Here is a 22,684-nt window from a genome sequence, read left to right as displayed (position 1 = left end):
CCTATCACCAGGATTTAGTCATGACCCAACATACCGCCATTGCGCAGATGAGCGCCGTCGAGCTGCTCGAGCATTTCCGCGCCAAACGGCTGTCGCCGGTGGAAGTCACCGAGGATGCATTGGCCCGTATCGAGCGTTTCAACCCGCAGCTCAATGCGTATTGTTATACCGACCCGCAAGGTGCGCTGTACACCGCCCGCGCGGCTGAGCAGCGCTGGTTCAAGGGCCAGCCTTGCGGTGCGCTGGACGGCTTGCCAACCTCGATCAAGGAACTGACAGCGACCCGCGGCATGCCGACCCGTAAAGCGTCGCGGGTGATTCCCGCGGATGGGCCGTGGGACGTCGACGCGCCGATCACCACGTTCTTGCGCGACGCGGGCGCGGTGATCCTGGGCAAGACCACCAGCCCGGAGTTCGGCTGGAAAGGCGTGACGGATAGCCCGCTCTACGGGATTACCCGCAACCCCTGGGACACGCGCATGACCTCTGGTGGGTCATCCGGCGGCGCAGCCGTGGCGGCCTCGCTCAACCTGGGCGTATTGCATCAGGGCAGTGATGCCGGCGGCTCGATCCGCATCCCCGCCGGTTTCACTGGGACGTTCGGCTTCAAGCCGACCTTTGGCTACATTCCCCAGTGGCCGGCCAGCGCGACCACCCTGGTGTCCCATCTGGGGCCGATGACGCGCACGGTGGACGATGCCGTGCTGTTTCTGCAAACCGTCGCCCGGCCTGATCCCAGGGATGGGTTGCTGGGGGCGCCACGGCATACCCCATGGCTGGCGGAAAGCACCGACCTGCGCGGGCTGCGCATCGCCTACAGTGCGAACTTTGGCTATGTGGAGGTTGATCCTCGCGTGGCCCGGGTCGTGGCGCAAGCGGTTGAGCGATTGGCGCAGTTGGGCGCGCATATCGAGGCGATTGACCCAGGCTTCACTAACCCGCTGGAACTGTTCAAAACGGTGGTCTATGCCGGGGCCGCGGGGTTGGCGGGGCAATTGAGCGATGAGCAAAAAAGCTTGCTCGATCCGGGCCTGCTGCGCTTTACCGAGCAATGCCAACATACGACCCTGGCGCAATTCACCGCTGCCCAGGAAGCACGGGCTGTGCTGGTAGCGCACATGAACAACTTCCACAGTCGTTATGACGTGCTGGTGTGCCCGATGCTGCCGATCACCGCCTTCGAGGCAGGGCACGATGTACCGCCTGGCTCTGGGCTGGACGACTGGATGAAGTGGTCGCCCTTCAGTTATCCCTTCAACCTCACCCAGCAACCGGCGGCCTCGTTGCCCTGCGGTTTTTCGAACGAGGGTTTGCCGATTGGCTTGCAAGTGGTGGGTGCAAGATTTGCCGATGACCAGGTACTGCGGGTGTGTCGCGCCTATGAACAGGCTTTTCCCACGACCCATCCTTTGGCCCCTATAGTAAAAACCTGAAAATCGCGCCTGCGAACCGTTGTCCAAGCAAGGACCCCAAGACCATGACTGCATCCGTTTCCCTCGCCCGGTTGAGTGATATCGAAGCCCTTGAGCAGCAGTACCCGTTGGCGGAGCGGGATCTACCCGCCAGTACCTATGAGTTGCTACGGCGTTCGGCCGAGCGTTTTGCCGATCTACCAGCCTTGTGTTTCCTGCCGACGGGCAGCATCGAGGACCAGCCCTGGCGCATCAGTTACGCCGAGCTGTTCGCCAAGGTCACGCAAACCGCCAATGCCTTGCACCGTCTGGGGTTGCGTACGGGTCAGGCAGTATCCTTCCTGTTGCCCAACCTGCCGCATACCCACTTTGTGATTTGGGGCGGTGAGGCCGCGGGGATCGTCAATGCCATCAACCCGTTGCTGGAACCTGAGCACATTGCCGAGCTGATACGCGCTTCCAACACCTCGGTGCTGGTTACGCTGGCACCGTTCCCCGGGACCGACCTGTGGCAGAAGGTGGCCGCACTGGCCGACCTGTTGCCGCAGATGCCTACTGTCGTGACGGTCGATCTCGCCAACCTGCTGGCGGAACCGCAACGCAGTGCAGTGAAGGCTCAACGACCAACGATGCCAGCAGGCGTACTGGATTTCGATGAACTGCTCGCCGCCGCCCCGGCCGATTATCTGGAGAGCGGGCGGGTTATCCAGCCTGACGACATCGCATCCTACTTCCACACAGGCGGCACCACCGGCACGCCGAAGCTGGCGCCCCACAGCCATTTCAACGAAGTTGCGATGGCCGAGATCATTGGCCTGCACGGGCGATATGTGCCGGACGATGTGCTGCTGTGCGGTTTGCCGCTGTTTCACGTCAATGGGGTAATGGTCACCGGGCTTGCGGCCTTTCATCAGGGCGCCCAGGTCTTGCTCCCCGGTCCCCAGGGCTACCGCAACCCGACCTTGATCAAGGACTTCTGGACGCTGGTGGAGCGCTACCGGGTCAGCAGTTTCAGCGGCGTGCCCACCATCTATGCGGCACTGCTGCAGATTCCCAACGAGGGTATTGACGTCTCCACCCTGCGCTTTGCGCTCTGCGGTGCGGCGCCCATGCCGGTGGAGCTGATCCGCCAGTTTGAAGCCCGCACCGGGCTGCGCATCATTGAGGGGTATGGCTTGACCGAAGGCACCTGCGCCACCGCCTGCAACCCCTACGAGGGCGAGCGTCGGCCCGGCTCGATCGGTCTGCGCCTGCCCTATTGCGAGGTCAAGATCGCGGTGCTCGACAGCGATGGCAACTACTCGCGGGATGCCGCTATGGATGAGCCTGGCACCCTGTGCCTGCGCGGGCCGACGGTGTTCAAGGGGTATCTGCAGAAGGACAAGAACGCAGGCATCTGGCTCGATGGTGACTGGTTCAACACCGGCGACCTGGGGCGGATCGATGCCGATGGCTACATCTGGCTCACCGGTCGCAGCAAGGACCTGATTATTCGTGGCGGTCACAACATTGACCCGCAGATGATCGAAGAGGCGATGCATCGCCATCCAGCCGTGGCGCTGGCAGCGGCGGTGGGCAAGCCCGATATCAAGGCCGGAGAGCTGCCGGTGGTGTACATCCAACTCAAGGCCGGCGAACAGGCCAGCGAAGCCCAGTTGATGGAACACGCCATGCAGCACATTCACGAGCGCGCTGCGGTGCCCAAGGATATCTGGCTGGTGGAGCAAATCCCGTTGACTGCCGTGGGCAAGACGTTCAAGCCCGCCTTGCGCCTGGATGCGATCCGGCGAGTGTTCGAGCAGGAGGTGTGGCAGGTCGCGGCGCCAAGCCGGGTCGAAGCCCACAGTGACGAGCGCCACGGGCAGCGCGTGGATATTTATGTGCCGCAGCTTAGCGCTGTACAAAGCGAGCAATTGAAACAGCGCCTGAGCGGTTATGCCGTGCGTTATGTGTTGCATGACACTCGCGACAACCAGCCAGAGGGTGGGGGCACAATAGACTGAGCTGGTTTCCAGAGACCAAGAGCCCCCTTAATCGCGCATATACCCCCCATCCACATCCATGATCTCCCCAGTAACAAAACTCGCCGCATCCGATGCCAGGAAGCACACGGCGGCGGCGATGTCGCGGGGGGTTCCGGCGCGTCCCAGTGGCATGTCTGCCAGTACTTTGGCCCGTGCTTCGGTGCTCAGGGTGCTGGTCATGTCGGTTTCGGTCAGGGCGGGGGAGACGGCGTTGGCGGTGATGTTGAAGGGGCCGGCCTCGCGGGCCAGGCCCTTGGTCAGGGCGATTACGCCGCCTTTGGCGGCGGCATAACAACTGTTGCCCAGCAGGCCGCCGCCGCGTTTGCCGGCGACGGAGGCGATGTTGATGATGCGTCCGCAGCGGCGGGCCATCATGCCGGGGAGCACGGCTTTGGCGCAGTAGAAAACGCTGTTGAGGTCAATGGCCATGACGCGCTTCCATTCTGCCGCGCTGACTTCTAGCAGGGGCAAGGTCGAGACGATGCCGGCATTGTTGACCAGGATGTCGATGCTGCCCAACGCCAGGCCCACCTGGCTGACCATTGCCTGCACCTGTTGCTCATCGGCAACGTCGACGCCCAGGCCGATGGCATCGATGCCCAATTCACCGAGCTGGGCGGCTGCCCGTTCTGCGGCGTCGTGGTCGAGGTCGCAGATGGCGACCCGCGCCCCGCATTGCCCCAGGGCGACGGCGATGGCATAGCCGATGCCGCGTGCGGCGCCGGTCACCAGTGCGTTACGGCCCTTGAGAGAAAAACTGATCGGCGCAAAATTGGCTGAGGCATTCATTATTGTTATTCCTTGATCTGGACGCAGGTCGGCCTTCCCGATACACGGGAAGTGGCCGGCTTTTCGATGGACAGCAGGGGGTAAACCGTCAGGAAGGGGCGAAGCTGCCCAGCGCCAACTGGTTCTTCAGCGGCGCGATGTCCAGCCGCCGCAGGACGCGATACAGCGAGGGCCGGCAGATGCCTAGCGCGCGAGCCGCCGCGGTCATGTTCCAGCGGCAGTCGATGAGCACGCCGAGGACGTCCTCGCGCTCACCCACTGGGGCGGCGGTGGGCCTGCTCGGGCGAATCGGCGTGACGTTCTGCACCTGGGCGCGGACCGGCAGCCCAGGCTGACCACCGGCTTGGGCGAGGAAGTCAGCGGGCAGGTCACACCGCTGGATGCGCGCGCCTTCCTTGACCGCGCAGGCGTAGCGGATAACCGCGCGCATCTGCCGCAGGTTGCCGGGCCACGCATGGCCGAGCAACAGGGGCCAGACATCGGCGCTTATCACCTGGCGTGGGTCGCAACCGGGCAATTCGTTGGCGACCATGCTGCACACCAGTTCGGCCCGATCAGTGCGCTCACGCAGGGGCGGCAATTGCACCACGCCGGTAGCAATGCGATAGAACAGGTCTTCGCGAAAGCGGCCGTTTTCCACCAGGTCGGACAGTGATTGGTGGGTCGCGCAGATCAAGGCGAAGTTCACCGGCACGCTGCGTTCGGCACCCAGCGGGGTGATCTCGCGTTCGGCGATGACCCGCAGCAGGCGGGTCTGCTGTTCGAAAGGCATGTCGCCGATTTCATCGAGAAACAAGGTGCCGCCGTCGGCCTGGGCCACTTTGCCTTTCTTGCCGCCGGGCAGGGCGCCGGAGAAAGCACCGCGGGCATAGCCGAACAGTTCGCTTTCGATCAGGGTTTCGGGGATGGAGGCGCAGTTGAGGGCGACCAGTTGCGCGGCGTGGCGCTGACTGTGCGCGTGCAGTGCACGGGCCAGGACCTCTTTGCCAGTCCCGGTCTCGCCCTGGATCAGCACCGCGATGCCGCGCTCCATGAGCCGCAGTGCACGGCGAAAGGCCTGGCGCACGTAGGGGTCGGAGTCGTGGGCAATATCGCATTCAGGGTAGGCGGAAGTTGTGTGGGCTCGGGTAAACGAAGGGTTTTCGTGTACAGAAGGCATCAGCGTCACCTTTTATTATTGTATAGCTCGTGACTATGTCGACTCACCGCACTTGTGATGCAGCCGTCGATATGGCGTTGAATGACAATAACGAGGCACACTTATATTTTCCAATCCATAATAAATCATCTATTGATACCTTTGAGAGCATCATGATTGAGCTCCGCCATCTGCAATATTTCCGCACCCTGGCAGAAACCCTGCACTTCGGTCGTGCCGCCGAACGCCTGCATATCTCGCAGCCGCCGCTGTCACGGCAGATCGCCTTGCTGGAAGACGAACTGGGGGTCAGGCTGTTTGATCGTTCCCGGCGACGGGTGGAGCTCACCGAAGCCGGCCAGCGTTTTTACCTGGACACCGGCACGGTGTTTGCCGCGTTCGAGCAGGCCAAGCGCAATGCCTTGGCCGCAGCGCGGGGGGCGGCGGGCGAGTTGTCGGTGGGGTTCATGATGTCGACGGCCTACAGCGTTACGCCGGCGATTACCCGGCGCTACGCTGCGCAGTTTCCCCAGGTCAGCCTGAAGCTGACCGAGACCTTGCCCCTGGACCTGGCCCAGGACATCAGCAGCGGCAACAAGGACGTGGCGATCATGTACCGCCCGCAGGACTGCTCCGGGCTGGAAACCGTGACCCTGTTTCGCGAAGAAATGACCGTGGTCCTGCCGCCGGGCCATCGGCTCCTCGAGCAGGCGCTGATCGACCCACGGGAGCTGGCCGGAGAAACCTTCATCATCGTGCCCCGACGGATCGCTCCCGCCTTGCACGACATGATCTTCAACTACTGCCTGCAGCACGGTGTCACCCCGAACATCGGGCTGGAAATCAACATGCAGCAAACCATCGTCAACCTGGTGGGCGAGGGCTTGGGGATCGCGATCGTGCCGCGCTCGATGTGCAACATGCGCCTGGCCACCACCACCTTCAAACCGTTGCGCGATGCCCCGGTCATCGAGGTGGTCGCGGTGTGGAAGGCCGATAATCACAACCCCTGCATCGCCACCTTCATCGACAGCGCAGAGCACGCTTGCCTGCAAGTGACTCGCGAGGCGCAAGCGGGGTGAGCTGCGGACAAATCGGCTGGCCCAGACGATACAACTGAAGCGACACCTGTCTCCCGGAGTGTCTCCCGCCCAGCCCCGGGCGACAGCTGCCTGGGCCTGACCACTATCGCGCAAAGCCCCGCGCCATAAGGCCTGCGCTGGCCTTGCCAAGCCTTGGCACCGCTCTTGCTATCGCCCTTGCAAACACCATTCATGCAAGGAACCCCTTATGCGATCGCCCGTTATCACAGGCTGGTATCACTCCCCATTCGGTAAGTTCGACCAACTCGATCCCGAGATGATGATGGCCGAGGCCGCCGTTGGCGCATTGGCGCATGCCGACATCGCGCCACAGCAGATCGACTCCATCCACATTGGCCACTTCAATGCCGGCTTTGTGTATCAGGACTTTCCCTCGTCCCTGTTGGCCAACCACATTGAGGCGCTGCGCTTCACGCCCTCGGTTCGGCTGGAGAATGCCTGTGCCACCGGCTCCGCTGCGATCCACTCGGCGCTGCAAGCCGTCCTCAGTGGCCAAAGCCAACACGCACTAGTGGTGGGCTTCGAGAAGATGAATACCCTGCCCACCGCCGAGGTGGGCAAGATCCTGCTCAAGTGCTGCTACGCCAAGGAAGAAGCCGACATCGAGGGCGGCTTTGCCGGGGTGTTCGGCAACATCGCCCACAGCTACTTCGAGCGTTACGGCGACCAGTCCGATGCGCTGGCGATGATCGCGGCAAAGAACCACGCCAACGGTGTGCTCAACCCGTACGCCCACATGCGACGGGATTTCGGTTATGAGTTCTGCCGTCAGCCATCGGAAAAAAACCCGTTCGTGGCCGGGCCACTGAAACGCACTGACTGCTCGTTGATCACCGATGGCGCGGCCGCCCTGGTGATCAGCCGCGAGGACCTGATAGGTGAGCGCCGCCATGCCGTGCGTTTCCGTGCCGCGGTGCAAGTCAACGACTACATGCCGCTGTCCAAGCGCGATCCGACCTACTTCGAAGGCGCCGCTCGCGCCTGGCAGCAGGCCCTGCAGCGGGCCGAGCTGAGCCTGGCCGACCTGTCGCTGGTCGAGACTCACGACTGCTTCACCATCGCCGAATTGCTGGAGTACGAAGCCATGGGCCTGGCCGAACGGGGTCAAGGTGCGCGCGTCATCGCCGAGGGCATCAGCCGCAAGGACGGGCGCCTGCCGATCAACCCCTCGGGCGGCCTCAAGTCCAAGGGCCATCCCATCGGTGCCACCGGCGTGTCGATGCACGTGATGGCGGCCATGCAGCTCTGCGGCCAGGCCGGCGACATGCAGTTGCCCAAGGCCGATCGCGCCGGCGTCTTCAACATGGGCGGCGCGGCTGTGACCAACTACGTGAGCATTCTGGAGCGCGCGCAATGATGGGCATCGACAACGTGATGAATCTGGGGGAAATGCTCAACCAGGTCGCGCGTCGCTATCCGGATGCACCGGGTTTCATTCGTGACGGTCGTGAGCATTCCTGGCAAGAAATTTCCAGGCGGGTCGACAGTGTTGCTGCGGCCTTGCGCGCACGCGGCCTGGGTAAAGGCGACAAGCTGCTGGTGCATTCGCGCAACAACCTGCCGCTGTTCGAAAGTGCCTGGGTCGCGTTCCGCCTTGGCGCCGTGTGGGTGCCGACCAACGTGCGGATCACCCCGGCGGAAGCGGCCTACCTGGGCAGCTCCAGCGGCGCGGTAGCGATGCTGTATGACGAAGGCCTGGAGCATTATGTCGACGCCGTGCGTGCGGCATCGCCGAGCCTGCAACAGGTGATCGCCATCGGTCAGCCGCGTGCCGGCGAACTGGGCTACGAGCAATTGCTGGAGGAGGGCAGCGCGCTGCAGGCCAGCTTCCGTGCGGCCGAAGTGAAGTACCACGACCCGCTGTGGTTCTTCTACACCTCGGGCACCACTGGCCATCCCAAGGCCGGGGTGCTGACCCACGGCCAGATGGCGTTTGTCATCACCAACCATATCGCCGACCTGATGCCGGGCCTGAATCAGCATTCGCGTTCGCTGGTCCTGGCCCCGCTGTCCCACGGCGCGGGCATCCATGCGTTGGTCAACGTCGCTCGGGGCGCTGCCTGCATCCTGCCGGCCAGCGACAAACTGGACTGCGACGAAGCCTGGCGCCTGGTGCAGGAATACCGCGTGGACAACCTGTTCACCGTGCCGACCATCGTCAAGATGCTCACCGAAAGCGAGGCCGTCGACCGCTACGACCACAGCAGCCTGCGCCACCTGATCTACGCGGGCGCGCCGATGTATCGCGTCGACCAGCGCCATGCCCTGGACAAGTTGGGCAAGGTCCTGGTGCAGTACTACGGCCTCGGTGAAGTGACGGGCAACATCACCGTGCTGCCTGCCGATTGCCACGACAACGAGGACTCGCCGAATGCCAAGGTCGGTAGCTGCGGTTACCCGCGCACCGGCATGCAGGTGGCGATTCTCGATGACGCCGGCAACGAACTGGACACGGGTATCGACGGTGAAATCTGCGTACGCGGACCGGCGGTGTTCAGCGGCTACTACAACAACCCCCAGGCCAACGAGAGCTGTTTCAAGTTCGGCTGGTTCCACACCGGCGACCTCGGTCATGTGGATGAACACGGCTATCTGTTCATCACCGGGCGGGCTTCGGATATGTACATTTCCGGTGGTTCCAACGTGTACCCGCGGGAGATCGAAGAGGCCCTGCTCAGCCATCCGGCGGTGACCGAAGCCGCCGTACTGGGCATGCCCGACGTGAAGTGGGGCGAGTCCGGCTATGCCGTGATCGTCACCACCGGCGAGGTCAGCGACGAACAACTGCTGGCCCATCTGGAGCCGCGAATCGCCCGCTACAAATGGCCCAAACGTTTTGTCCGCTGGGAGGAAATGCCCAAGTCGGGCTACGGCAAGATCGTCAAGAAGCAGATCCGCGCGTTGCTCGAAGAACGCCAGGAGGTGGCCTGATGACGCCGCATTTCGCTGAGCGTGCCGGAGTACGCACGTTTATTCACGAGGGGCCGTCCCTGGCACCGCGACTGCTGGACCTGGAAGTACCGTGCTGCGAAGAGCTGCGCATCGTCCTGCCCCTGGCGAGCAACGTCGCGGCAGGCGTGCTCAAGGCGCTTGAAGGTCGACGTTACGGCAGCGCCGTGGGGCGCATCCTGTGTGGCGGTGCCGCACACCTGAGCTATCACCGGATGATCGTCACCGACCAGCCCGAGCGTCCGTATGACTACGGCCAGCCGGTGGTCCTGGACGGCTACATCACCTTTATCAGCGGCGCCATCACCGTGGGGCGCGACGCCCGGGGCGCGCCGTTGTTGCATTGCCATGCCGGTTTCCTGGACCGCGATGGCGAGCAGCACGGCGGGCATCTGGTGCTGGACAAACTGATTGTCGGCAGCGAGCCACTGACGATTCGCCTGTGCCTGTTCGACCAGGTTGCCTACCAGGTACAGCCTGACGCAGAAACCCATTTCAACCTGCTGCATCCTGTCCGCAAGGAGCTGTCATGAGCGTTGCCGTAACCGAAGAATCGCTGGTCCAGGACGGCCGCCTGGGCCGTCTGGTGATCGCCCGCCTCAAGCCCAACGAAGACCTTATCGACAGCGCCGAGGCCCTGTGCAAAGAGCACGGCATTGATTTGGCGGTGGTTCGCGGTGGCTTGGGCAGCCTGATTGACGGGCAACTCAGCTACCTGGGTCGCGAGGGCATGATCCAGATCCACGTCCCGGGACCTGGGGTGGAAATCCTTAGCGTCAGCGGCGAAATCCTCAACGGTGCAAGTCGCCTGCAGGCGGTGGTTGCCGATGCCGATGGCAAGCTGTACGCCGGCCGCCTGGAACGCGGCAAAAACCTCACCTTCATCACGGTCGAACTGACGCTGCAAGAGTGGCTGCCCGACTGACGCTTTCATCCGCCATAGCCATAACAAGAAAGTCGAAGCCAGGTGCCGGGGGCCCTTTCATGCCCCGCGCCCCGGATTGTCGACCGCACCCATTAGGAGAAACAAAAATGACAATAAATCCTTTCGTTCGCCTGTCTTTGCTCGCCACCAGCGGGGTGCTCCTGTCACCCCTGGCCCACGCTGACTTCATCAAGGACGGCAAGGCCACCCTGGGGTTTCGCAACTACTACTTCAACAACGACTACCGCGATCGCGCCGGTCCCGCCGGGCAAAGCAAGACCGCCGAATGGGCGCAGGGCTTCTTTCTCGATTACAAGTCCGGCTTCACCGACGGCACCGTCGGCTTTGGTGTCGACGCGCTGGGTTTGCAGGGGGTGCGCCTGGATGGCGGTAAAGGCAATCACCGTGGCAGCTCGATGATTCCGGATGAGAGCGATGGCAGCGCCGTGGACGATTGGAGCCGACTGGGCCTGACCGGCAAGGTGCGTTTTTCCCAGACCGAGGCCCGCTACGGAACCCTGCAGCCGAAGTTGCCGATCCTGGTGGCCAACGATGGTCGCGTGCTGCCGCAAACCTTCGAGGGCGGCATGATCACCTCCAAGGAAGTGGACAACCTGACCTTGCTCGGTGGTCGCCTGGAACATGCGACCGGCCGCGGTTCGACCAACAGTTCGGGGCTCGCGGTTGCCGGTGGCACCCAGCAAAGCAATGAGTTCCTGTTTGCCGGCGCCGACTACAAGCTGAGCAAACAACTGACCCTGCAATACTACGCAGCCCAGTTGGAAGACTACTACGTGCAGCATTTCGGCGGCCTGGTGCATGTGCTGCCTTTGGGTGAAGGCCAGTCGCTGACCACCGACCTGCGTTACTTCAAGACCGACGCCGATGGCCGCAACGACACGGCCTCGGGTCGGGCCGCCGGGTACCGGGTGAGTGGCCTGGGGGACACCCCCGGCAAAATCGACAACGACACCTGGAGCGCGATGTTCACCTACGCCCTGGGTGGCAACTCCTTCCTGCTCGGTTACCAGAACGTCTCCGACAGCGGCAATTTTGTCCAGGCCAACCAGGGCAATACCAACGAAGGTGCGGCCGGCAGCAGTATCTACCTGTTCACCGACCGCCTGATCACCAGCTTCACCCGGGCCGGCGAGCGCACGGCTTTCGGTCAATACGGCTACAACTTCGCCTCCTTGGGTGTGCCAGGGCTGGTGGCGTCGGTCACCTACCTCAAGGGCACCCATATCCGCATGGCGAGCGGGTCCGACGAGAAAGAGTGGGAGCGTGACCTGGCGCTGGATTACGTGGTGCAGAGCGGCACCTTCAAGGGCGTCGGGTTCAGCTGGCGTAACGGCACGATGCGCAGCGGCGTACCCAGCGAGTATTCCCAGGACCAGAACCGCGTGTCGGTCAACTACACCCTGGCGTTGTTCTGATCCCGTGGGGGTCGCTTGAACAGGGCCCCTTGTCCGTTGGCGGTAGGGTTGGCGGCCCTGCAGATCCATTTCTTCGGTAACGGCCTCCTATGGTTCCGCTTTTACAGCGGCTCACTTTTGGACAGCGCAAAAGTAAGCAAAACGCTCTTACCCCACCACTCGGCACCTCGCTTAGGCTCGGTGTTCCCTCACTCCGGCTTGAATCCGTGGGCCGCCGCCACGCGCCATCCCTGGCGCGGGGCGGCTAACCCGGCGTCCTGCCGGGTTACCCACGGCTTCAAGCCTGCGTTCGGCCAGCGTGGTTAACGGGGCGCCCAGGATCAAAAGCCAAAGCCAGAGCCAGATCAAAAGATGGCTGACTTCGTCAGCGTCTTAGGAAGTAGAAGCGACACCGCGCATGCCCTAGCGATCAGGTCGGCTTTTAGGCCGCCTCGCTTTGTTTTTGATCCTGGGCGCCCCGTTAACCACGCTGGCCGGAGTCCGATATTGATTTGGGGGGTAAACCGGCAGGACGCCGGTTTAGCCGCACTGGGCCAGGGAGGGCCCATTGCGGCGGCCCCCCAAATCAATGTCGGAGTACGGGCATGCCGAGCCTAAGCGAGGCACCGAGTGGTGGGGTAAAAGCGTTTTGCTTACTTTTGCGCTGTTCAAAAGTGAGCCGCCGTCAGGCGGAACCATAGGAGGCCGTTACCGCAAAAATGGATATGTACTCGACCTGATCCAACATCCCTGACGGCCCACAGGTGCAACGTCGCACCACAGTTGTGTAGATACCTATGCTGCAGATGTACAGGACAGGTGTCGCTTGCCATGCCAGGTGTAGCGACACTTGCAGGAGACACCTGTTACATCCACCGTCGCGCCAGATGCCCTGCAAGAAATAAATGCATTCCTGCAGGCGCTGTTTTTCCTTGTGAAAACAGCTGGTTGAGTAGCAGCCTGGGTTGCCGCCAGGAGGACTGCGCCATTCGTGGCACCCCAATTGCTATAGCTTGCTTAGCCAGTCGCCGGCATAACGGCCATTGATCCATAAAAACAATAAAGTCAGGAGAACCAAATGAGCGACTTTTCGCGCCGCAACTTTCTCAAAACGGCCACCCTTGCTTCTGCCGCCGTTGCCGCCGCCGGGCTCGGTCTGTACAGCGGCAAGAGCCAGGCTGCCGAGTTCAAGCTGAAGTTTGCCAACAACATGCCCATCAGCCACTCCATGAATGTGCGGGCGCGGGAAATGGCCAAGGCGATTCGTGAAGAAACCAACGGCGCGGTGCAGATCCAGATCTTCCCCAGCAGCCAACTGGGCAGCGACACCGATACCCTGGCCCAAGTGCGCTCGGGTGCCGTCGACATGTTTGCCCTGTCGCCGGTGATCCTGGGCACGATGGTGCCTTCAGTGCAGATCAGCGCCGTCGGGTTCGCCTTCAAGGATTACGAGCAAGTATGGAGTGCGATGGACGGTGACCTCGGCGCTCATGTGCGGGCCGAGATCGCCAAGACCGAGACCCTGTTTGCGTTCGACAAAATCTGGGACAACGGTTTTCGGGTGACCACCACCAGTACCCGCCCGATTGCCACCCCCGACGACCTCAAGGGCATGAAGCTGCGCGTGCCGCCGAGCCCCATCATCATGTCGATCTTCCGCGCCTTTGAAGCGGCGCCGACCAGCATCAACTTTTCCGAAGTGTACTCGGCACTGCAGACCCGCATCGTCGAGGGCCAGGAAAACCCGCTGACCCTGGTGGCCTCGGCGAAACTCTACGAAGTGCAGAAGTACTGCTCCCTGACCAACCATGTCTGGGATGGCTTCTGGATGCTGGGTAACAGCGCCTCCTTCAAGCGCTTGCCCGCGGACGTGCAGGCCGTGGTCAGCAAACACATCAATACCGCCGTGCTCGCGCAGCGCGATGACCTGGCCAAGCTGCAGGGCACCATCCGCGATACGCTCAAGCAGCAAGGCCTGGAGCTGGTGGCGGCGCCACCGGAACCGTTCCGCGAGCGCCTGCAAAGCGCCAATTATTATGGCGACTGGCACGACAAGTTCGGCGACGCCGCCTGGTCCATCCTCGAGAAATATGCCGGGAAACTGGCATGATGGTCGCGCCAGCGGCAGTGGCCCCCACGTCTACCATGCGCCTGCCGGCCCGGGCGCTTGTCTGTCTGAACACATGGACCATGCGGGCAGTCGGGTTGATCACCGTCGCGTTGATGGTGATCGAAACCTGCGTGCTGCTGGCGGGAGTGATTTACCGCTACCTGCTGCACAGTCCGCTGATCTGGTCCGATGAGCTGGCGTCTTCGCTGTTTATCTGGATGGCCATGTTTGGTGCGGTGCTGGCGCTGGACCGCGGCGAACATATGCGCATGTCGGCGCTGGTGAACAAGCTGCCGCAAGCCTGGCGCGGCTTCTGCGAGACGCTGTCGGCGCTGGTGGTGTGCCTGTTCGTGGTGATGATCATCGCCCCGGCCATGCAGCACTCCCATGAGCAGATGTCGATCACCACCCCGGCGCTGGGCATTCCCGATGGCCTGCGCGCAGCGGCCTTGCCGGTCGGTGCGGTGTTGATGCTGCTGGCTGCCGTGTCGCGCATGGCGCGGTTTTCCACGGTGCGCCAGTTCATGGCCGGGATTGCCGTGGTGGCGCTCGTGGCCTCGGTGTTGTGGATCAGCCAGCCGTTGCTGGTGGACCTGGGCAACTACAACCTGATTATCTTTTTCCTGGTGCTGCTGGGGGCCTGTGTCTTCGGCGGGATTCCCATCGCGTTCGCCTTCGGCACCGCGACCATGGCCTACCTGGCGCTGGCCACCCATGCCCCGTTGTCGATTGTGGTCAGTCGCATGGACGAAGGCATGTCGCACATGGTGCTGCTGGCGGTGCCACTGTTCGTGATGCTGGGCGTGGTGCTGCAACTGTCCGGCATGGCGCGCACGCTGATCGACTTCATGGCCTCGTTGCTCGGTCATGTGCGCGGTGGCCTGCAGTATGTGTTGCTGGGGGCGATGTTCCTGGTCTCGGGGATTTCCGGTTCCAAGGTCGCCGACATGGCGGCCGTGGCACCGGCGCTGTTTCCTGAAATGAAAAAACGCGGTTCCGAGCCCGAAGAACTGGCCGCGCTGCTGGCGGCGACCGGGGCGATGACCGAGACCATTCCGCCAAGCCTGGTGTTGATCACCATCGGCGCGGTGTGCAGCGTCTCGATTACCGCGCTGTTCATCGGTGGGCTGATGCCGGCGGTGGTGGCCACCGTGGTGATCGCGCTGGTGTGCTGGTGGCGCTCACGCAAGGAAGCAATGCCCAATGTTCAGCGTGCGCCGCTGTCGGTGGTCGCGCGCACGTTCATGATCGCCGTGCCGGCGCTGGCCCTGCCGGTGCTGATCCGAGTGGCAGTGCTGGAAGGTGCGGCCACCGCGACCGAGGTCTCCACCATCGGTGTGGCGTATGTGGTGATGGTCGGGCTGGTGATGCACCTGTTCATGCGCCACATCGAGTTCAAGAAGGTCTACCCGATGATGCTCGAAGCGGCGGCACTCTCCGGCGCCATCCTGCTGATCATCGGCATGGCATCGGCCATGGCCTGGGCACTGACCCAGTCGGGCTTCTCGGCATCGCTGGTGGACCTGATCAGTGAAATCCCGGGCGGAGCCATCGGCTTCATGATCGTCACCATCGTCACTTTCGTGATCCTGGGCAGCGTGCTCGAAGGCATCCCGGCGATCGTGCTGTTCGGGCCACTGATGTTCCCGCTGGCCGAGATGCTTTCGATTCACCCGGTGCATTACGCCATGGTGGTGATCCTGGCCATGGGCATCGGCCTGTTCGCGCCACCCCTGGGGGTTGGTTTCTACGCCGCCTGCGCGATCAGCAAGGTTTCCTCCGACCTGGTCATCCGGCGTGTCTGGGGCTACCTCGCGGCATTGATCCTGGCGTTGATTATCGTCGCCTGTTTCCCATGGATTTCCATCGGTTTCCTTTAAGAGAGCACTTGTCATGAGCCAATCAGCCAAACAACAACTGCCAGGCGCCGCGGCGCTTGGGCGCGTGGCCCTGGTGACGGGGGCCGCCATGGGGATCGGTGCCGCCATCGCCGAACGCCTGGGGCACGACGGGCATACCGTGGTGGTCGCCGACATCAACCTGGCGGCGGCACAAGAAATGGTCGCCGGGCTGGATGCCCAAGGCATAACGGCGATGGCCTTGGTCATCGACGTCGGTGACGCGCAGTCCATAGCCGCGGCGTTTGCCTTGCTGCAAGCGCGCTTCGGCCGCTGTGATGTGCTGGTCAACAATGCCGGGGTGGCCAAGACCCAGGCGTTCCTGGAGTGCGACCTCAGCGACTGGCAGCGGGTCCTGAACATTAACCTGACCGGTTCACTGCTCTGCGGCCAACACGCGGCGCGGCTGATGCAGGCCAATGGCTGGGGGCGGATCATCAACGTCGCCTCGATCAGCGGTCTGCGCGCCAGCTTGGGTCGCACGGCCTATGGCACGTCCAAGGCCGCGCTCATCGGGCTGACCCGGCAGATGGCCGTCGAGCTTGCCGAGTACGGGATTACCGTCAACGGCATTGCCCCAGGCCCGGTGGATACCCCGCTGACGCAAAGGCTGCACTCGGCCGCGACGCGCGATTCCTATGCCCGCGCCGTACCGATGCGCCGCTATGGCACTCCGGCGGAAATGGCTGGGGCGGTGGCCTTCCTGGCATCCGATGATTCGTCATACATCAGCGGCCATGTGATTCCGGTGGACGGCGGTTTCATGGCATCGGGCATTCTGGAGATCTGAAGGGGCGCGGTGGACAGGAGCGCGCCTGGGTCCTTATGCTGCCGGGTTCATACAAAAACAAACAAAAAATTATGAACCCCAACGCTCCAACCTCTGTGCTGTGGCACTGGCTCGCGCGTCCGCGGCGCAGTCTGGTGGCGCGCTACACCCTGCTTTCCGTGGTGGTCATGAGCATCGCGCTGATTGCCCTGGCGATTTTCTACGAACAACTGGCCAAGGATTTGCTCAACCGCTTGACCGGTGAGCGGCTCGATGCCCAGGCGCTGTCCACGGCCAACCGTCTGTCATCGTTTCTCGATGACCGCTTCTACCAGCTGTCGGCGTTGTCCAACCACCCGAACATGCCGGACTTCATCACCGACCAGTCGCGCCCCAGCAGCGATGTGGATTCACTGCTCAAGCTCGAGGGCGACCTGCCGTTCCTGTACGGCGTGCTGTTCTTCGATGAGCACGAGCAGTTGCTCAATGTGCTGCCCGGCCAAGCGGCCTCGGGTGAACCCTACTGGACCAATTCGCAGTGGTCGGTCGCCGGTTTGCCGAGCACCCGCGTCGGTGATGTCGAGGTGATCGGGCCGTTGCTGCCCAAGGCCGGACGTTCCGGTGGATTTTTGATTCGCAAGCTGATTCGCAGCGGACGCACCGATCATGGGGCGAGTATCGCCTTGCACCTGCGCCTGGCGTCGTTGACCGAACTGCTGGTCAGCGCCGGTATGAGTGGGGTGGTCGCACCGTTGTTGCGGGTGCCGGGCGGGGTGTTCATCGATCCCACCGGGCGCGTGGTTCCGGCCCCCACGCAGTGGCGCGAGGGGCCGCAGATCCTGCCGGGTTGGCAACTGGTATTCAGCGTCCAGCCGGGGGCGATCCTCGAACCCTTGAACGATGCTCGCCAGTGGTTGTACTGGGTGGCCGCGAGCTTCATCGGGTTTATCCTCATCGTGTTTTTCACCCTGTCGCGGCAACTGCGCGCACGGGTCAGTACCCTGCTGCAGGGGGCTCATCAATTGTCGATGGGCGACCTCGGTTATCGCCTGGCGGAGCAGCCGCACAACGACGAAATCGGGCATGTCGCCAGGGCCTTCAATGTGATGGCCGAGCGTTTGGCGGCTGTGATGGAAAACACCGTGCGCAGTGAAAACCTGGCGGTGTTGGGTACGTTCGCCACCGGCGTTGCCCATGAGGTGCGTAACCCCCTGGCAACCATGAAGACCACCGTGCAAGCGCTGCTGCGGCGTGAACAGGAGCCGGAGCGGCGGATGCTGTTGAGCGATCTCGGTCAGGAAATCGATCGACTGTCCCATGTCACCAGCGATCTCCTGGAGTACGGCCGGCCACACCCGGCCCAGCCCCAGGCAGTGGACGTGGCGCAGTTGTTCGAGCGCATCGCACGGCAGGTGGCGGCGGATAGCCAGGCGCACAATATCGAGCTGCGCTGTTGGACCGAACCCGGGTTGCAGCTGTACGTCGACCCGGAGCAAGCCCAGCAAGTGCTGCTCAATCTGTGCCTGAACGCGGTACAGGCCAGTCCCGATGACCAGGTGGTGCACCTGCGCGGCGAAGCCTCGGGCGAGCGCGTTTGCATCAGCGTGCTGGACCGTGGTTGCGGGATATCCGAGGCCGACCTGCAACAGATTCGCCAACCCTTTTTTACCTCCAAAGCCCGAGGCACCGGGCTGGGCTTGAGTATTTGCCAACAACTGCTGGAGGCCAACGCCGCCCGCATGGAAATCGTCAGTACGCTGGGGGAGGGCACGCAGGTCACGCTTGATTTCCCTGGCCTCAGTGCACGCGCTAAGTGAGCCGTTGATGTCTGAAATTCACGTTTTGATCGTTGATGATGAAGAGGCGCTGGTGCGCTCTCTGAGCTATGCCTTGCGTGCGGAGGGCATGCGCATCAGCACGGCCGGCAGTGGCGAGGCGGCGCTGGAGCGGGTCAAGGGCGGGCCCGCCGACATCGATATGGTCCTGCTCGACCTCGGCCTGCCGGGCATCGATGGCCTGGCCACGCTCGACGGCCTGCGCGCGCTGCAGCCCGGGTTGCCGGTGATCATGATCTCTGCGCACGGCGATACGCGTGCGGCGGTGCAGGCGGTGAAAGGCGGGGCGACCGACTACCTGACCAAACCCTTCGAACTGGATGACCTGTTGGCGACCATCGCCAGCACCCTGGCCACACCCGGGCCCGTGGCCGAGTCGGATGGCCAGCGGATGGACGCCGGCCTGCACGGCCAGAGCCCGGCGATGTGCACCCTGAGTGCGGCGGTGCAGCGCATCGCGCGCAGTTCGGCGACGCGCATCCTGCTGCTGGGCGAGTCCGGTACTGGCAAGACATTGGTGGCGCAGGCGCTGCATGCCCATAGCTCGCGGGTGGCCCACGCCTTTATCGAGGTCAATTGCGCCGCCTTGCCGGAGCAGTTGATCGAGGCCGAGCTGTTCGGCTCGGAGAAGGGCGCCTACACCGGTGCCCATCAAAAGCGTGTGGGGCTGGTCAGCCAGGCCGATGGCGGGACGCTGTTTCTCGATGAAATCGGCGAGTTGCCCCTGGCGTTGCAAGCCAAGCTCCTGCACTTCCTGGAGAACGGCAGTTACCGTGCGGTGGGGGCCAATCGCGCCAGCAACGCCGACGTACGGGTGGTGGCGGCGACCAATCGCGACCTGGCGGAAGATGTGCGCCTGGGGCGGTTTCGCGAGGACCTGTTTTATCGGCTGAACGTGATCACCGTGGACATTCCGGCCCTGCGTGAGCGCGGCGATGATGTGGTGCTGCTGGCCGAGTATTTTGCCCGGCGCCAGGCCCTGGAGGAGGGCGTCGAGGCGATCCGGTTCGAGGCGGACTGTCTGGCGGCGCTGCGTGCCCATCGCTGGCCGGGCAATGTTCGCGAGCTGAAGAACCTCATCGAGCGCCTGACCATCCTGTCCCCGGGCCGGGCGATCAGCGCGGCGTTGTTGCCGGCACCGATGCACGGCCCCGAACTGGCGAGCGAGGCCCAGGCGCTGGGCGATCAGCTGGAGCGCGCCGAGCGCGAGCTGGTGACCGATGCCCTCAGCCGGACCGCCGGGCACAAGGGCCTGGCCGCGCACCTGCTGGGGATCTCCCGGCATGCGCTCAAGCGTCGCTTGCAACGCCTGGGCATCGAGCGCTAACCGCTCAACCTTGCGCGGGGTGTGAGCGCTAAGCGCTCAACATCCCCGCCACCACCACACCCGCCAAACCCTTGTAGGAGCGAGCTTGCTCGCGATGGGGCAGGCACAGCCAACATCAACGGTGCCTGACACACCGCCATCGCGAGCAAGCCGCAAGCGGGCGCTCGCTCCTACAAGGGTTTGGCTGGTTCGCTTTGCCCATCCTTGAGACCTTCCCCAACACCTCTGGCACAGCCCTTGCTCTAGCAACCCGGCTGTCCAACAAGAGGCGTTATCAACGCCCAACAGGAATTCATTGTATGTCCCTGCCCCGTCATTGGTTTCAGGTTGCCCTGGCCTTCAGCAGTGTGCTCGTGAGCGTTGCCGCCTGTGCCCAGGTTGGCCGGCTGGAGTTAGGCGTGGCCGCCGGTCAGGCCGACCTGACCATGGGCTGCCTGTACCCGATGACCGAGCGCGCCGCGATCTACGGCCAGGACAGCATCGTCGGCATCCAGGTGGCCCTGGACGAACTGCATGCCCGGCGTGAGGCGGGCGAGTTGCTGCCGCGCCTGCGGGTGATCGTCGATGACGACCAGTCGAAGGCGTCCTATGGCGTCAGCCTGGCCAAGAGTTTTATCCACAAGGACGGCGTGCAGGTGTTGTGCGGCATGGTGTCTTCGGGGGTGGCGCTGGCGGTCAGCGAGTTGGCCTACCAGGAGCGGGTGCTGATGATCGGCACCGACCATGCGTCCTCGCGCATGACCCTGGAAAACGGCCATCCGTATTATTTTCGCGTGACCAACGACACCTGGACCTCGATGGCGGCCGGTGCCCGTTATCTGCAAGCGCTGCAGAAAACCACGGGGTGGAAGCGCCTGGCGTTCATCGGCCCGGACTACGAGTACGGCCACGTCTCCCGTGATGACCTGCATGAAGCCTTCAGCCAGTTGGGCGTGCAATTCGAAGATGTCACCGAGCTGTGGCCACGGCTGTACGAGCCGGACTATTCGGCGTACATCGCCGCCCTCGAGCAGGCCAGGCCCGACATCATTGTCTCGGCCCTGTGGGGCGGCGACCTGCACGCCTTCATCAAGCAGGCAGCCGGTACCCGGCTGTTCGAAACCTCGCGCCTGGCCAACTTCGACACGGGCGGCAACTACGACTTCCTGGTGTCACTGGGAGCCAAGGCGCCGCCGGGGTTGATTCTCTCGGCCCGTCACCACAACAACTGGCCGGCCACCGAGCGCAACCACTCCTTTGTCGAGCGCTTTCGTGCCCTGAGCGGGCGATACCCGACCTACGCCGCCCAGGGCGCCTACACCGGCGTGATGGTGCTGGCCAAGGCCTATGAGAAAGCCGCCGGGGCCACCGACAGCCAGGCGTTGATCAAGGCGTTGGAGGGGCTGGAGATTGCCCTGCCGGAAGACCCGGACGGTTTCGCTTCACGGATTGACCCGATCACCCACCAGATCCAGCAAACCCAAGCGGTTGGCACTCCTGTGGCCAATTCCGATTTTCCTCCGGCGCAACTGATGCTGGGGGAGTGGTCAGTGTATTCGGCGCAGGAGCTGCAGCTCGATGACGCCACGCTGGCGCGGCGACTGGCCGCACGTAAACGCAGTACCGAGGGCCAGGCACCTTAGGCCGTTCATTCATCCACCGAGACATCAGCCCATGTACAACTATAAAAAAACCATGATCAAACATCCCCTGGCCCTGGCCATCGCTGCCACGGGCCTGGCCCTGTCCTTGACCACCAGCGTCCAGGCAGCCGAGAACGGCAAGTTCCGCATCGGTATCGTGACCTTCCTCTCGGGCCCTGCCGCCGGCCCGTTCGGCGAACCCTCGGCGAATGCCGCCAAGGTACTGGTGGAAGGGCTGAACCAGGGCAAGCTGCCCGCGCCCTACAACACCATTGGCATCAACGGTGCCGAGATCGAAGTGGTGATCATCGATGAGGCCGGTGGTGCGGCCAAGCAGGTGGAAGAGTTCCGTAACCTGGTGCAGCGCCAGAAGGTCGATGCGGTGGTGGGCTACATCTCGTCCGGCGACTGCCTGGCCATTGCCCCGGTGGCCGAAGAGCTGGGCGCGATGACGGTGTTCTACGATTGCGGCACTTCGCAGTTGTTCAATGAAGACAAGACCCCGCAGTTCGTGTTCCGCACCAGCCTCGATGCGGCCGTGGACAACATCGGCGCGGCGCGTTACCTGGCCAAGGTCCGCCCGGACGCGCAGAAGGTCGCCGGGATCCAGCAGAACTACGCCTGGGGCCAGGACAGCTGGAACGACTTCACCCACTCCATGGAGCAGTTGATGCCCAAGGCCAAGGTGGTCGAGTCGCAAATGCCCAAGGTGTTCCAGGGCCAGTATGGCGCCGAGATTTCCGCCTTGTCGGTCAAGCGCCCGGACATCATCCACTCCAGTTTCTGGGGTGGCGACATGGAGGCCCTGGTACTGCAGGCCAACGCCCGTGGCCTGCTGGAGGATGCAACCGCCGTGCTGACGTGCGGCGAGTCGGCCATCGACCGCTACAAGGACCAGGCACCCAACGGCATGATCATCGGCGGCCGTGGGCCATTCGGTGCCTTTGCCCCGGATAACGAGCTCAACCGCTGGTTCAAGGGCAGCTACCAGGCGGCCTACAAGACCGACCCGACGTACCCGGCGAGCAAGATGGCCCAGGCGATTCTCGGCCTCAAGCACGCGGCGGAGAACGCCAAGGTCGAGTCGGGCAAGGTCCCGGCACCGCTGGAGATCGCCAAGGCCTTCAAGGGCGCGACCTTCGAGTCGGTCTCGGGCCAGGTGCAAATGGCCCGGGCCGGTGGTCACCAGGCGATGCAAGGCATTGCCTACGGCGAGTACCAGTACGACGCGGCGAACAAGAAGGGCGGCGTGCAGAACGTCATCGCCTTCAACGGTGAGTGCGTGACCCCGCCGGACGGTACCACCGCGCTGGAATGGATCAAGGCCGGCTTCCCGGGTGCCCAGTGCAACTGAGCCGCGCCGCGTGA

Annotated in this window: 17 protein-coding genes; 15 read left to right on the top strand and 2 right to left on the bottom strand. The window is 63.3% G+C overall.

What is annotated here, in order from left to right:
* Nucleotides 1-20 precede the first annotated feature (20 nt).
* Both CKW24_RS04405 and CKW24_RS04400 read left to right on the top strand, forming a co-directional pair.
* Nucleotides 21-1,433, top strand: coding sequence for an amidase (locus CKW24_RS04405; RefSeq protein ID WP_095165575.1), 1,413 nt, complete (start codon nt 21-23; stop codon nt 1,431-1,433).
* Nucleotides 1,434-1,477: 44 nt separating this feature from the next.
* On the top strand, nt 1,478-3,415 hold the full coding sequence (locus CKW24_RS04400) for an acyl-CoA synthetase (protein ID WP_095165573.1): 1,938 nt from the start codon (nt 1,478-1,480) through the stop codon (nt 3,413-3,415).
* Nucleotides 3,416-3,442: 27 nt separating this feature from the next.
* Here CKW24_RS04400 and CKW24_RS04395 read toward each other — a convergent pair whose 3' ends face one another.
* Both CKW24_RS04395 and CKW24_RS04390 read right to left on the bottom strand, forming a co-directional pair.
* The gene (locus tag CKW24_RS04395) at nt 3,443-4,225 is read right to left on the bottom strand and encodes an SDR family NAD(P)-dependent oxidoreductase (protein WP_095165572.1); all 783 of its coding nucleotides are present in this window, start codon (nt 4,223-4,225) and stop codon (nt 3,443-3,445) included.
* Between the two features lie 88 nt (nt 4,226-4,313).
* The gene (locus CKW24_RS04390; protein ID WP_095165570.1) at nt 4,314-5,384 is read right to left on the bottom strand and encodes a sigma-54-dependent Fis family transcriptional regulator; all 1,071 of its coding nucleotides are present in this window, start codon (nt 5,382-5,384) and stop codon (nt 4,314-4,316) included.
* Between the two features lie 152 nt (nt 5,385-5,536).
* Here CKW24_RS04390 and CKW24_RS04385 point away from each other — a divergent pair, with 152 nt between their 5' ends.
* From CKW24_RS04385 to CKW24_RS04320, 13 genes are all read left to right on the top strand, one after another.
* Nucleotides 5,537-6,445 (top strand): LysR family transcriptional regulator, encoded by a 909-nt coding sequence (locus tag CKW24_RS04385; protein WP_095165568.1) that lies wholly within the window; start codon nt 5,537-5,539, stop codon nt 6,443-6,445.
* 208 nt (nt 6,446-6,653) lie between these two features.
* Nucleotides 6,654-7,823: an acetyl-CoA acetyltransferase gene (locus CKW24_RS04380; protein ID WP_095165566.1), complete on the top strand. Its 1,170-nt coding sequence runs from the start codon at nt 6,654-6,656 to the stop codon at nt 7,821-7,823.
* Nucleotides 7,820-9,397, top strand: coding sequence for an acyl-CoA synthetase (locus CKW24_RS04375; RefSeq protein ID WP_095165564.1), 1,578 nt, complete (start codon nt 7,820-7,822; stop codon nt 9,395-9,397). The genes CKW24_RS04380 and CKW24_RS04375 overlap by 4 nt, the downstream gene beginning before the upstream one ends.
* The gene (locus CKW24_RS04370) at nt 9,397-9,948 is read left to right on the top strand and encodes a hypothetical protein (RefSeq protein ID WP_095165562.1); all 552 of its coding nucleotides are present in this window, start codon (nt 9,397-9,399) and stop codon (nt 9,946-9,948) included. The genes CKW24_RS04375 and CKW24_RS04370 overlap by 1 nt, the downstream gene beginning before the upstream one ends.
* Nucleotides 9,945-10,340 (top strand): PPC domain-containing DNA-binding protein, encoded by a 396-nt coding sequence (locus CKW24_RS04365; protein ID WP_095165560.1) that lies wholly within the window; start codon nt 9,945-9,947, stop codon nt 10,338-10,340. The genes CKW24_RS04370 and CKW24_RS04365 overlap by 4 nt, the downstream gene beginning before the upstream one ends.
* A gap of 107 nt (nt 10,341-10,447) precedes the next feature.
* Nucleotides 10,448-11,776 carry an OprD family porin gene (locus tag CKW24_RS04360; protein ID WP_095165558.1) on the top strand — a complete coding sequence of 443 codons (1,329 nt, stop codon included), beginning with the start codon at nt 10,448-10,450 and terminating at the stop codon, nt 11,774-11,776.
* Nucleotides 11,777-12,833: 1,057 nt separating this feature from the next.
* On the top strand, nt 12,834-13,865 hold the full coding sequence (locus tag CKW24_RS04350; RefSeq protein ID WP_095165557.1) for a TRAP transporter substrate-binding protein: 1,032 nt from the start codon (nt 12,834-12,836) through the stop codon (nt 13,863-13,865).
* Nucleotides 13,862-15,745: a TRAP transporter large permease subunit gene (locus CKW24_RS04345; RefSeq protein ID WP_095165555.1), complete on the top strand. Its 1,884-nt coding sequence runs from the start codon at nt 13,862-13,864 to the stop codon at nt 15,743-15,745. Before CKW24_RS04350 ends, CKW24_RS04345 begins: the two co-directional genes overlap by 4 nt.
* 13 nt (nt 15,746-15,758) lie before the next feature.
* On the top strand, nt 15,759-16,553 hold the full coding sequence (locus tag CKW24_RS04340; protein WP_095165554.1) for an SDR family NAD(P)-dependent oxidoreductase: 795 nt from the start codon (nt 15,759-15,761) through the stop codon (nt 16,551-16,553).
* Nucleotides 16,554-16,624: 71 nt separating this feature from the next.
* A complete protein-coding gene (locus CKW24_RS04335) occupies nt 16,625-18,349 on the top strand; it encodes a PAS domain-containing sensor histidine kinase (RefSeq protein ID WP_095165652.1) in 1,725 nt (574 codons plus the stop codon).
* 7 nt (nt 18,350-18,356) lie between these two features.
* The gene (locus tag CKW24_RS04330; RefSeq protein ID WP_095165552.1) at nt 18,357-19,694 is read left to right on the top strand and encodes a sigma-54 dependent transcriptional regulator; all 1,338 of its coding nucleotides are present in this window, start codon (nt 18,357-18,359) and stop codon (nt 19,692-19,694) included.
* 299 nt (nt 19,695-19,993) lie between these two features.
* Nucleotides 19,994-21,316 (top strand): ABC transporter substrate-binding protein, encoded by a 1,323-nt coding sequence (locus CKW24_RS04325; RefSeq protein ID WP_095165550.1) that lies wholly within the window; start codon nt 19,994-19,996, stop codon nt 21,314-21,316.
* Nucleotides 21,317-21,347: 31 nt separating this feature from the next.
* Entirely contained in the window at nt 21,348-22,670 is a 1,323-nt protein-coding gene (locus CKW24_RS04320) for an ABC transporter substrate-binding protein (protein WP_095165548.1), read from the top strand.
* The last annotated feature ends 14 nt before the right edge of the window (nt 22,671-22,684 follow it).

It is taken from the genome of Pseudomonas sp. Irchel 3H3 (assembly GCF_900187635.1).
Lineage (GTDB): Bacteria > Pseudomonadota > Gammaproteobacteria > Pseudomonadales > Pseudomonadaceae > Aquipseudomonas.
The sequence above is the reverse complement of the archived record's forward strand: the minus strand, read 5'-3'. Positions and strand labels throughout refer to the sequence as shown.

Coding starts and splice junctions, on each gene's coding strand:
- CKW24_RS04390 (WP_095165570.1), bottom strand. CDS start 5,384: ATGCCTTCTGTACACGAAAACCCTTCGTTTACCCGAGCCCACACAACT.
- CKW24_RS04405 (WP_095165575.1), top strand. CDS start 21: ATGACCCAACATACCGCCATTGCGCAGATGAGCGCCGTCGAGCTGCTC.
- CKW24_RS04345 (WP_095165555.1), top strand. CDS start 13,862: ATGATGGTCGCGCCAGCGGCAGTGGCCCCCACGTCTACCATGCGCCTG.
- CKW24_RS04360 (WP_095165558.1), top strand. CDS start 10,448: ATGACAATAAATCCTTTCGTTCGCCTGTCTTTGCTCGCCACCAGCGGG.
- CKW24_RS04395 (WP_095165572.1), bottom strand. CDS start 4,225: ATGAATGCCTCAGCCAATTTTGCGCCGATCAGTTTTTCTCTCAAGGGC.
- CKW24_RS04385 (WP_095165568.1), top strand. CDS start 5,537: ATGATTGAGCTCCGCCATCTGCAATATTTCCGCACCCTGGCAGAAACC.
- CKW24_RS04375 (WP_095165564.1), top strand. CDS start 7,820: ATGATGGGCATCGACAACGTGATGAATCTGGGGGAAATGCTCAACCAG.
- CKW24_RS04380 (WP_095165566.1), top strand. CDS start 6,654: ATGCGATCGCCCGTTATCACAGGCTGGTATCACTCCCCATTCGGTAAG.
- CKW24_RS04340 (WP_095165554.1), top strand. CDS start 15,759: ATGAGCCAATCAGCCAAACAACAACTGCCAGGCGCCGCGGCGCTTGGG.
- CKW24_RS04335 (WP_095165652.1), top strand. CDS start 16,625: ATGAACCCCAACGCTCCAACCTCTGTGCTGTGGCACTGGCTCGCGCGT.
- CKW24_RS04400 (WP_095165573.1), top strand. CDS start 1,478: ATGACTGCATCCGTTTCCCTCGCCCGGTTGAGTGATATCGAAGCCCTT.
- CKW24_RS04370 (WP_095165562.1), top strand. CDS start 9,397: ATGACGCCGCATTTCGCTGAGCGTGCCGGAGTACGCACGTTTATTCAC.
- CKW24_RS04320 (WP_095165548.1), top strand. CDS start 21,348: ATGTACAACTATAAAAAAACCATGATCAAACATCCCCTGGCCCTGGCC.
- CKW24_RS04350 (WP_095165557.1), top strand. CDS start 12,834: ATGAGCGACTTTTCGCGCCGCAACTTTCTCAAAACGGCCACCCTTGCT.
- CKW24_RS04325 (WP_095165550.1), top strand. CDS start 19,994: ATGTCCCTGCCCCGTCATTGGTTTCAGGTTGCCCTGGCCTTCAGCAGT.
- CKW24_RS04365 (WP_095165560.1), top strand. CDS start 9,945: ATGAGCGTTGCCGTAACCGAAGAATCGCTGGTCCAGGACGGCCGCCTG.
- CKW24_RS04330 (WP_095165552.1), top strand. CDS start 18,357: ATGTCTGAAATTCACGTTTTGATCGTTGATGATGAAGAGGCGCTGGTG.